Origin of the sequence: Intestinimonas sp. (assembly GCF_026169115.1) — a bacterium.
Classification (GTDB): Bacteria; Bacillota; Clostridia; order Oscillospirales; family Oscillospiraceae; genus Intestinimonas.
In genome coordinates, this window is sequence record NZ_JAPFEA010000034.1 from 1 (window position 1) to 10988 (window position 10988).

The 10988-nt window shown below is 65.4% G+C and carries 5 protein-coding genes and 1 pseudogene; 5 read left to right on the forward strand and 1 reads right to left on the reverse strand.

From position 1 onward, the window contains the following. The first annotated feature begins 17 nt into the window (after positions 1 to 17). The 4 genes from rpoC to galT all read left to right on the forward strand — a co-directional run bounded on the left by rpoC (position 18) and on the right by galT (position 7597). Positions 18 to 3800, forward strand: coding sequence for a DNA-directed RNA polymerase subunit beta' (gene rpoC / locus Q0Y09_RS03315; protein WP_297717589.1), 3783 nt, complete (start codon positions 18 to 20; stop codon positions 3798 to 3800). 143 nt (positions 3801 to 3943) lie between these two features. Further along, positions 3944 to 4981 (forward strand): LacI family DNA-binding transcriptional regulator, encoded by a 1038-nt coding sequence (locus Q0Y09_RS03320; RefSeq protein ID WP_297717592.1) that lies wholly within the window; start codon positions 3944 to 3946, stop codon positions 4979 to 4981. Positions 4982 to 5106: 125 nt separating this feature from the next. Continuing rightward, positions 5107 to 6099, forward strand: a complete 993-nt coding sequence (galE, locus tag Q0Y09_RS03325; protein WP_297717595.1) for a UDP-glucose 4-epimerase GalE — start codon at positions 5107 to 5109, stop codon at positions 6097 to 6099. 4 nt (positions 6100 to 6103) lie between these two features. After that, positions 6104 to 7597, forward strand: coding sequence for a UDP-glucose--hexose-1-phosphate uridylyltransferase (gene galT, locus Q0Y09_RS03330; protein ID WP_297717598.1), 1494 nt, complete (start codon positions 6104 to 6106; stop codon positions 7595 to 7597). A gap of 90 nt (positions 7598 to 7687) precedes the next feature. Here the strand turns inward: galT and Q0Y09_RS03335 are convergent, their stop codons facing one another. Further along, positions 7688 to 8299, reverse strand: a complete 612-nt coding sequence (locus Q0Y09_RS03335) for a hypothetical protein (protein WP_297717601.1) — start codon at positions 8297 to 8299, stop codon at positions 7688 to 7690. A 147-nt stretch (positions 8300 to 8446) separates the two neighbouring features. Here Q0Y09_RS03335 and smc point away from each other — a divergent pair. Next, positions 8447 to 10840: pseudogene (smc, locus tag Q0Y09_RS03340) on the forward strand (chromosome segregation protein SMC); the annotation flags it as partial. Positions 10841 to 10988: the final 148 nt, after the last annotated feature.

Genomic DNA, 10988 nt, shown 5'->3' on the forward strand with positions numbered 1-10988 from the left:
AGGGAGGACGATAAAATATGAGCTACGCTGAGTTTGACGCCATCCGCATTGGCATCGCCTCCCCGGAACAGATCCTGGACTGGTCCTACGGCGAGGTCCTAAAGCCGGAGACCATCAACTACCGTACCCTCAAGCCGGAGCGGGACGGCCTGTTCTGCGAGAAGATCTTCGGGCCCACCAAGGACTGGGAGTGCCACTGCGGCAAGTATAAGAAGATCCGCTACAAGGGCAAGGGCTGTGACCGCTGCGGCGTGGAGGTCACCCGGGCCAAGGTCCGCCGGGAGCGCATGGGCCACATCCAGCTGGCCGCCCCCGTGTCCCACATCTGGTACTTCAAGGGCATCCCCTCCCGGATGGGACTGCTGCTGGACATCTCTCCCCGTATTCTGGAAAAGGTCCTCTATTTCGCCGCCTATATTGTCACCGACCCCGGCTTCTCCCCCCTGGCCAAAAACCAGATCCTCACCGAGAAGGAATACCGGGATATGCGGGAGAAGTATGAGGACGACTTTGAAGCCGCCATGGGCGCCGAAGCGGTCAAGAAGCTGCTCCAGGACATCAACCTGGAGGAGCTCTCCGAGCAGCTGCGCGCCGAGCTCAAGGATGCCTCCGGTCAGAAGAAGGCCCGCATCGTCAAGCGCCTGGAGGTGGTGGACGCCTTCCGCCTCTCCGGCAACAAGCCCGAGTGGATGATCATCGACGTGCTGCCCGTCATTCCCCCGGAGCTGCGCCCCATGGTACAGCTGGACGGCGGTCGTTTCGCCACCTCTGACCTCAACGACCTTTACCGCAGGGTCATCAACCGCAACAACCGCCTCAAGCGCCTCATCCAGCTCAACGCCCCCGACATCATCGTCCGGAACGAGAAGCGGATGCTTCAGGAGGCGGTGGACGCCCTCATCGACAACGGCCGTCGTGGCCGTGCCGTCACCGGCGCCAACAACCGGGCCCTCAAGTCCCTCTCCGATATGCTCAAGGGCAAGCAGGGCCGCTTCCGTCAGAACCTGCTGGGCAAGCGCGTGGACTACTCTGGCCGTTCCGTTATCGTGGTCGGCCCTGAGATGAAGATCTACCAGTGTGGTCTGCCCAAGGAGATGGCCATTGAGCTCTTCCGGCCCTTCGTCATGAAGAAGCTGGTGGAGGACGGCCTAGCCAACAACATCAAGTCGGCCAAGAAGATGGTGGACAAGGGCCGGCCCGAGGTCTGGGACGCCCTGGACTTCGTCATCAAGGAGCACCCCGTGATGCTCAACCGCGCTCCCACCCTCCACCGTCTGGGCATCCAGGCTTTCGAGCCCGTCCTGGTGGAAGGCCGCGCCATCAAGCTCCACCCCCTGGTGTGTACCGCCTTCAACGCCGACTTCGACGGCGACCAGATGGCTGTCCACGTGCCCCTCAGCGCCGAGGCCCAGGCGGAGGCCCGCATCCTGATGCTCTCCGCCAACAACCTCCTGCGGCCCCAGGACGGCGGCCCCGTCACCGTCCCCACCCAGGACATGGTGCTGGGCTCCTACTACCTCACCTATGAGAAGTACGCCGACCACGACTTTGCCTACGAGGACGTCGCCGCCGTGAAGGCCGCCCTGGCCGAGGGAACCGTCCAGCCCGACGACAAGGTGTGGGTGAAGCATCCCGGTTCCCTGGACGACATCCCCACCTTTGCCGGCATCTGCGCCGACACCCCCGACGGGGAGCTGCCCCGGGAGATCTTCCGGGTGTACGCCGACGACGGGGAGGCCCGTCTGGCCTATGACGAGGGCGAGCTGGACCTGCACATGCCCATCATGGTCCGCCGCTTCGTGGAGGTGGACGGCGAGAAGCGCCACAAGCTGGTGCGCACCACCGTGGGCCGCCTGATCTTCAACGAGGGCATTCCCCAGGACCTGGGCTTCGTGGACCGCACCGACCCCGAGCAGATGTTCGAGCCTGAGATCAACTTCATCACCGGCAAGAAGCAGCTGGGCAAGATCATCGACAAGTGTATCACCAAGCACGGCTTTACCGTCTCGGCTGATGTGCTGGACGTCATCAAGGCCAAGGGCTATAAGTTCTCCACCCGTGGCGCCCTCACCGTCTCCATCCACGATATGACGGTGCCCCCCGAGAAGCCCGAGCTCATCGCCGCCACGGAGAAGGAGATCGTCAAGATCGACCGGCAGTACAAGCGCGGCTTCCTGACCAACGACGAGCGGTACCGTCTGGTGGTCCAGGCCTGGGAAAAGACCACCAAGGACGTCACTGACGCCCTGATGAACGTGCTGGACCGGTACAATCCTATCTGGATGATGGCCGACTCCGGCGCCCGTGGTTCCACCGCCCAGATCCGTCAGCTGGCCGCCATGCGCGGCCTGATGGCCGATACCTCTGGCCGTACCATCGAGATCCCCATCAAGTCCAACTTCCGTGAGGGCCTGTCCGTCCTGGAGTACTTCATCTCCTCCAGAGGCGCCCGTAAGGGTATGGCCGATACCGCCCTGCGTACCGCCGACTCCGGTTACCTCACCCGCCGCCTGGTGGACGTGTCCCAGGAGGTCATCATCCGCGAGCACGACTGCGGCACCCACGACGGCATCCTGGCCAGCGAGATCGTGGAGAACGGCCAGGTCATCGAGACCTTCGGCGAGCGCCTGAAGGGCCGTTATCCCGTGGAGGACGTCTGCGATCCTCAGACCGGCGAGGTCCTCATCAGCCGGGACACCATGATGACCGCCGACGACGCCAAGCTCCTGGAGGACCACGGCATCCACTCCGTCATGATCCGCTCCGTGCTCACCTGTGAGTCCCGCAGCGGCGTGTGCTCCAAGTGCTACGGCATCAATCTGGCCATCGGCGAGACCGTGGGCGAGGGCGAGGCCGTGGGTATCATCGCCGCCCAGTCCATCGGCGAGCCCGGCACCCAGCTCACCATGCGTACCTTCCACACCGGCGGCGTGGCCGGCGGCGACATCACCCAGGGTCTTCCCCGTGTTGAGGAGCTCTTCGAGGCCCGCCGTCCCAAGAAGATGGCCCAGCTGGCCGAGATCAGCGGCAAGGTCTCCATGGAGGACGCCAAGAAGGGCGGCATGGTCAATGTCACCATCACAGCCAGCGACGGCGAGGTGGTCACCTACACCCTGGCCCACAATTCCGGCATCCGGGTGAAGCAGGGCGACACCGTGGAGAAGGGCGCCATGCTCACCGACGGCGCCCTGTATCCCGCCGACGTGCTGCGTATCCGCGGCATCCACGCCGTGTACGACTACCTCATCCAGGAGGTTCAGAAACCCTACCGTCAGCAGGGCGTTGACATCAACGACAAGCACATTGAGGTCATTGCCCGTCAGATGATGCGCAAGGTCCGCGTGGAGGACGCCGGCGACTCCGACCTCCTCAGTGGCTCCACCATTGACATCATCGAGTTCAAGGACGCCCAGCGCGCCGTTCAGGCCCGCATCGACGCCGGCGAGACCAATGACGGCCTGGAGCTCAAGCTCCCCGTCGGCACCCGGATCATCATGGGTATCACCAAGGCGTCCCTGGCCACCGAGTCCTTCCTGTCCGCCGCCTCCTTCCAGGAGACCACCAAGGTCCTCACCGAGGCCGCCATCAAGGGCAAGGTGGACCACCTGCTGGGTCTGAAGGAGAACGTCATCATCGGTAAGCTCATCCCCGCCGGCTCCGGCCTGGCCCGGTACCGCCAGTTCGACTGGGATACCATGAGCCCCGACGACGCGCCCGCCGAGCAGCAGAACAGTGCGGAGGACCTGCCTGCGGAAGACCATGCTGTCACCGTTGAGGCGGCGACCCTCCCGGTGGAGTAACACGCAGAACGAACGCACAGCAGCTGCAGCGCCGGCGCACAGACAAGGGTCTGTGCGCCGGCGCTTTTTTGCTTGCAAAAGGGAGGCGCGGGCGCTACAATATTTTTAGTAAAATTATCCGTGGATGGAAAGGAGGACGGTCTATGGCGACCTTGAAGGAGCTCTCGGAGCGGACGGGCTACGCTCCGGCGACCATCTCGCGCATCCTCACGGGGGACCCGGGGCTGACGGTGAGTCCGGAGGCCCGGAAAAAGGTGCTGGAGGAGGCGGGCAGGCTCAATTATGCCGCTACCAAGTCCCGCCGGGGGCGGGCGCCCAAGATCCTCATGCGGGCGGCGGCGGCGGAGGGGCTGACCCCGGCCCAGCAGCTGGAGGACCCCTTTTATCTCTATCTCCGGGGCCATGTGGAGCAAGCCTGCCTGGACCAGCGCATCGCCTTCCAGGCCCTGGCCCGGCGGGGGGAGGGCTTCGCCCCGCCGGAGGGGGCGGTGGACGGAGTGGTGGCCATTGGCCGTCTCTCCCCCCGGGAGGTGGAGGCCCTGGCAGCCATGAGCCCCAACGTGGTTTTCCTCAACTCCTCCCCGGATGAGTCCCGCTTTGACTCCGTGGTCCTCAATTACGACCTGGGCATCCGATTGGCGGTGGACCACCTCCTGGGGCTGGGACACCGGCGGGTGGGCTTTATCGGTCCCGCCCTGCGGCCCGACGACCGGGGGAAGCCCACGCCGGAGATCCGCCGGGAACGGTTCATGGCCCACATGGCGCGCCACGGTCTCCTGGACCCGGCCCTCCTGGTGGAGGCGCCCATGGACGCCCCCTCCACCGCCGCCGCCCTGAGCGCCTATCTGGCCTCCGGCGCGCCCAGACCCACGGCCTTTCTGGCCGTCAGCGAGGAGACCGCCCTGGGCGCGGTCCGGGCCATCACTGAGGCCGGGCTCTCCATCCCCGGAGACGTCTCCCTGGTCTCCTTCAACGACACCCCGCTCTCCGCCCTGGTGACCCCCGGACTTACCTCAGTGTCCACCCATGCCCTGGAGATGGGGCAGGCCGCCGTCCGCCTTCTGGCGGAGCGGGCCGCGCTCCCAGACCGCCCGCCCGTCCGCACCCTGCCGGTCAAGCTGGTGGTGGCCCCCTCTCTGGTGGTCCGGGAGAGCACCGCCCCTCCGTCAGATTGCCCATAAGCGGCAGGCCCCAACTGTGCGCTCTGACAAAGTTAAATTTTTAGTAAAAATTCAACTTGCTATTTTTCCCCAGACCGGATATACTGGAATCACCAGAAGAAAGATGGAAAGGAAGGCGCATCAAAATGGCGATCTTAGTGTTGGGCGGGGCCGGCTACATCGGCTCCCACACGGTGTACGAACTCATCGACGCGGGCCGGGACGTGGTGGTGGTGGACAATCTCCTCACCGGCTTCCGGCAGGCGGTCCATCCCAAGGCCCGGTTCTACCAGGCCGACATCCGGGACCGGGCGGCCATGGACAAGGTCTTTGAGGCCGAGGACATCGAGGGCGTGGTCCACTTTGCCGCCTCCTCCCAGGTGGGGGAGAGCATGTCCGACCCCTTGAAGTACTATGACAACAACCTGTACGGCACCACCGTACTCCTCCAGTCCATGGTGGCCCACGGGGTGAAGAAGATCGTCTTCTCCTCCACCGCCGCCACCTACGGCGAGCCCGAGACGGTGCCCATCCTGGAGAGCGACAAGACCCAGCCCACCAACTGCTACGGCGAGACCAAGCTGGCCATGGAGCACATGATGAGCTGGGTGTCCAAGGCCCATGGCCTCAAGTATGTGGCCCTGCGGTACTTCAACGCCTGCGGCGCCCACATCTCCGGCGCCATCGGCGAGGCCCACGACCCGGAGACCCACCTGGTGCCCATCATCCTCCAGGTGCCCAACGGCCAGCGGGACCATGTGTCCATCTTCGGCGACGACTACCCCACCAAGGACGGCACCTGCGTCCGGGACTACATCCATGTGAGCGACCTGGCCCAGGCCCATATCCTGGCCCTGGACTACCTCCTCCGGGGCGGGGACAACAATGTCTTCAACCTGGGCAACGGCGTGGGCTTCACCGTCAAGGAGGTCATCGACACCGCCCGGACGGTCACCGGCCACCCCATCCCCGCGGAGGTCTCCCCCCGCCGCGCCGGCGATCCCGCCCAGCTCATCGCCTCCTCCGCCAAGGCGGTGGAGGTCCTGGGCTGGAAGCCCAAATACAACGATCTGGGGACCATCATTTCCACCGCCTGGAAGTGGCATCAGTCCCATCCCAACGGCTACGGGGAGGGCTGAGGACATGGTGGACAGAGAGATCCAGGCCCTGGTGGCCTACGCCCTGGATACCGGACTCATTGAGCCCTGCGAACGGCTGTGGGCGGTGAACGCCCTGTTGGAGGCCCTGGGGCTGGACAGCTATACCGAACCGGAGACCCCGGCGGAGCGGCCCGTGGACCTGCCTGCGGTGCTGGGCGCCCTCATGGACGACGCCCACGCCCGGGGTGTGCTCCAGGAGGACTCCGTGGTCTACCGGGACCTCTTTGACACCAAGCTGATGGGGGTGCTCACCCCCCGGCCCGCCCAGGTCATTGGCAAGTTCCGCGCCCTCTGTGCCGAGAGCCCGGAGAAGGCCACCGACTGGTACTATCGCTTCAGCCAGGACACCAATTATATCCGCCGGGACCGCATCGCCAAGGACGTGAAGTGGGTCGCCCCTACGGAGTACGGGGACCTGGACATCACCATCAACCTCTCCAAGCCGGAGAAGGACCCCAAGGCCATCGCCGCCGCCCGGAACCTGCCCGCCTCGGCCTATCCCCGGTGCCAGTTGTGCGCCGAGAACGAGGGCTATGCCGGCAGGGTCAACCACCCCGCCCGGGAGAACCACCGCATCGTCCCCATCACCATCAACGGCTCCCCCTGGTTTTTGCAGTACTCCCCCTATGTCTACTACAATGAGCACTGCATCTGCCTCAACAGCGAGCATGTGCCCATGAAGATCGACCGGGCCTGCTTTGCCAAGCTGCTGGACTTCGTGGGCCAGTTCCCCCACTATTTCGTGGGCTCCAACGCCGATCTGCCCATCGTGGGCGGCTCCATCCTGGCCCACGACCACTTCCAGGGCGGCCACTATACCTTCGCCATGGAAAAGGCCCCGGTGGAGACCCCCTTCACCTTCCCCGACTACGAGGACGTGAAGGCCGGCATCGTGAAGTGGCCCATGTCGGTGGTCCGTCTCACCGCCGCCGACCCGGCCCGGCTCATCGATCTGGCCGACAAGCTCCTGCTGTCCTGGCGGGGCTATACCGACGAGGCCGCCTTCGTCTTCGCTGAGACCGACGGGGAGCCCCACAACACCATCACCCCCATCGCCCGCCGCCGGGGGAGCGACTACGAGCTGGACCTGGTCCTGCGCAACAACATCACCACGGAGGAGCACCCCCTGGGCGTCTATCATCCCCACGCCGAGCTCCACCACATCAAAAAGGAGAACATCGGCCTCATCGAGGTCATGGGTCTGGCCGTCCTCCCCGCCCGGCTGAAGGAGGAGCTCGCCGCCGTGGCCGACGCTCTGGCCAGCGGCGCCGACCTCCGGGGCGACGAACGCACCGAAAAGCACGCTGACTGGGCCGAGGGCTTCCGGGCCAAGTACGCCATCACGGCGGATAACGCCCTGGACATCGTGGAGAAGGAGACCGGTCTGGTCTTTGCCCAGGTGCTGGAGCACGCCGGCGTCTACAAGCGCACCGCCGAGGGGAAGGCCGCCTTCCTGCGATTCCTGGAGCAGGTCTGACCACAAAGCCGAGCAGAAAAATAGAAACGAAAACGCGGCCCCGCCTGGTGACAGGCGGGGCCGCGTCGGCTTGTCGGGCATTGGTTGGGCTCAGGACGGGTTCTCCATGTCGGAGAAGTGGGATTCCAGCTCTGTGAAGGCGGCCTTGTCCTCCTGAGTGGAGAACATCATGAGGTAGATGAGGTAGTCCTCATACTTGCGCAGATACTGCCGCTGATAGGGGGCCTCCTCACCCTCCATGGTCAGAGGGACCATCAGGTAGGGGTGTCCGGCCAGCTGCACGGTGGTAACGCTGCCCACGGAGTAGGTGGCCTCCTCCAGCTCGGCCCCCGCCTCCAGACCGTCGATGTAATCGGTGGCGGTGCCGCCGTAGTTCTGGACCAGGATCAGAACGCCGTTGCCGGTCTCCGGGTCCCGGGCGGAGAGCTCGTAGTGGTAGATGGAGGCCGGGTCTGTGCCGGCGCCGCCCCGCTGCATGTCCAGGAGCTTGTCGGCTTCGGCGCTCATGGTGTCCAGCTCCTCCTGGCTGGCGGCGGTCCAGCCCTCCGGCAAGGTGAAGCGGAGGTCCACAAAGGCGCTGTAAAAGGTGGTGTCCCTCCAATAGCCGGGGGAGTAGTACTCTTTGGCTTTTTCGCTGCAGCCTGTCAGTGTTCCGCCCAGCAGGGCGGCGAGCAGGAGCAGGGCGATGGTACGTTTTTTCATTTCAGTCCTCCTGTATCCGGTGGGGTCATCAGGTATCATAGCACAAAAATGGGAAGATTGGAATACAAATTATCACCCGCTGGTAAGTTGCAAAGCGGCCCGGAAATTGATATAATACCTTATTAAACATGGTAAGATAGGGAGTGCGTGCCTTTGTACCTCAGAGCGTTGGAGATCCAGGGCTTCAAATCCTTCCCCGACAAGACGGTCCTCACCTTTGACCACGACGTCACCGCCATCGTGGGGCCCAACGGAAGCGGAAAATCCAATCTCTCCGACGCCATCCGCTGGGTCATGGGAGAGCAGTCCACCCGCGCCCTCCGGGGGGGCAAGATGGAGGACGTCATCTTCGGCGGCACCGCCAAGCGCAGGCAGCTGGGCTTTGCCGAGGTGTCCCTGGTGCTGGACAACACCGGGCGCATCTTTGACCGGGAGGAGAGCGAGATCATGGTCACCCGGCGGTACTACCGTTCGGGGGAGAGCGAATACTTCATCAACCGCCGCACCGTCCGGCTCCGGGATGTGAACGAGCTCTTCATGGATACCGGCCTGGGACGGGAGGGCTACTCCATCATCAGCCAGGGCAAGATCGACGAGATCCTCTCCGTGAAAAGCACCGACCGCCGGGAGGTCTTTGAGGAGGCCGCCGGCATCTCCCGCTACCGCCACCGGAAGGAGGAGGCGGAGCGAAAGCTGGAGCGGACCCAGGAGAATCTGGTCCGGGTCAATGACAAGATCGACGAGCTGGAGCTCCAGGTGGAGCCCCTCCGGGCCCAGGCGGAGAAGGCCAAAAAATTTCTCATCCTCCGGGACGAGCTGCGCGGGCTGGAGATCTCCCTGTGGATGGACCAGCTGGACAAGGTCCGGGCCGGCGGACGAAAGCTCCTCTCCGACTATGAAAACGCCGTCCGGCAGAAGGAGGAGACCCGGACCCAGGTGGAACGGCTTTACGCCGCCGCCGAGGGCTACGCCGCCCAAATGCGGGAAAAGGACATGGAGGCCGAGGGCATCCGCTTCCAGATGCAGCAGCGGCAGGCCGACGCCAACGGCTGCGAGCGGGAGACGGCGGTGCTCCAGGCCCAGATCCAGAGTAACCTGGAGACCGCTGACCGGGTCCGGCGGGAGCTGGACCAGCAGGAGGGCCGGGCCGGCTCCATCTCGGAGCAGATCGACCAGCGCCGGGCCCGTCTGGAGGAGATCGCCGCCCGCTGCGCCGGGCTGGAGGGGGAGCTCTCCGCCGCCCAGCAGGCCGACCAGGACGAGCGCCGCAGTGCCGGCACCCTGGAGAGCGAGCTGGAGACCCTGCGGGAGAAGGAGGCGATGGAGCATGCCTCCGCCGCAGAGGCCAAGGCCCTCCTCTCCGCTCTGGCCGCCGCCGCCCAGGAGCTGCTGGACCGGGATGAGGCCGTCCGGCAGGAGCTTGCCGCCGGGGAAGAAAAGCTCTCCGCCGCCCATACGGTGGCCCGCGAGATCGCCGCCGACCTCCAGAAGGCCAGGGAGGAGCGGGAGAGCCTGGACAACGTCATCAGCGGCTATACCATGCGGGCCGAGTCCCGGAAGCGGAAGGTGGAGACCGCCCGGGAGACCCACCAGAGGCTCCAGATGGACGAGCATGCCATCGCCGCCCGGGTCCACATGCTCTCCGAGATGGAGAAGCTCTACGAGGGCTATTCCAAGGCGGTGAAGCTGGTCATGGGGGAGGCCCAGCGGGGGAACCTCCGCCATATCCACGGCCCGGTGGCCGGACTGGTCCACGTGCCTGACCCATACACGGTGGCAGTGGAGATCGCCCTGGGGGGCGCCATGCAGAACATCGTGGTGGACGCCGAGGAGGACGGCAAGGCCGCCATCCAGTTCCTCAAGCGCCGGGACGGCGGCCGGTGTACCTTCCTGCCCATGAACGCCATCCGCCCCGCCCAGTTCCGGGACACCGACGTGGAGCGGGAGCCCGGCTTTGTGGGCATGGGGGACCGGCTGGTGGAGTTCGACCCCCAATACCGGAACATTTTTTCCAATCTTCTGGGCCGGGTGGTGGTGGCCGAGGACATGGACGCCGCCATCGCCATGGCCAGAAAATACCACTATCGCTTCAAGATCGTCACCCTGGACGGACAGGTTCTCAACCCCGGCGGCTCCATGACCGGCGGCTCCGTCTCCCGGTCGGCGGGCATCCTCAGCCGGGCCAATGAGCTCGAGCGCCTGAACGCCCAGCTGAACGGAGTGCGGGTGCAGCTATCCGAGGCGGGCAGGGCGCTGGATGATGCCCAGCGGGAGTCGGCGGTGGCCGTCTACGAGCTGGAGACCGCCCAGGCCCAGTGTCGGGAGCTAGAAAACAAGGTCCTCCAGCTGGAGGAGCGGGCGTCCGCCCAGAAGAAGACCTGCACAGACCTGGAGGACCAGCGGGAGGGTCTGCGTACCGAGCTCACCGAGATCGAGGCCCGGACCCGGCAGACCGAGCGGGACACCGCCAATGCCCGGACCCGGATCGAGGCCCTGGAGGGGGCCGCCGCCGCCCTGCGGCTGGAGGCCGAGGGCAAGGCGGCGGGGCAGGCGGAGCTCCGGGCCCGGCTGGAGGCCCTGGCTGATGCGGCCGCCCATGAGGACGGCGGTGACGGATTCACCCGGGATGCCGAGAGTCAGCGTCGGAATGAGCGAGCCGCCGGTGACGGCATTGTTCGCTGCTTCGGAG

Bases quoted from the DNA above. Each gene is read 5' to 3' on its own strand.
- galE (WP_297717595.1), top strand. From the start codon at position 5,107: ATGGCGATCTTAGTGTTGGGCGGGGCCGGCTACATCGGCTCCCACACG.
- Q0Y09_RS03320 (WP_297717592.1), top strand. From the start codon at position 3,944: ATGGCGACCTTGAAGGAGCTCTCGGAGCGGACGGGCTACGCTCCGGCG.
- Q0Y09_RS03335 (WP_297717601.1), bottom strand. From the start codon at position 8,299: ATGAAAAAACGTACCATCGCCCTGCTCCTGCTCGCCGCCCTGCTGGGC.
- rpoC (WP_297717589.1), top strand. From the start codon at position 18: ATGAGCTACGCTGAGTTTGACGCCATCCGCATTGGCATCGCCTCCCCG.
- galT (WP_297717598.1), top strand. From the start codon at position 6,104: ATGGTGGACAGAGAGATCCAGGCCCTGGTGGCCTACGCCCTGGATACC.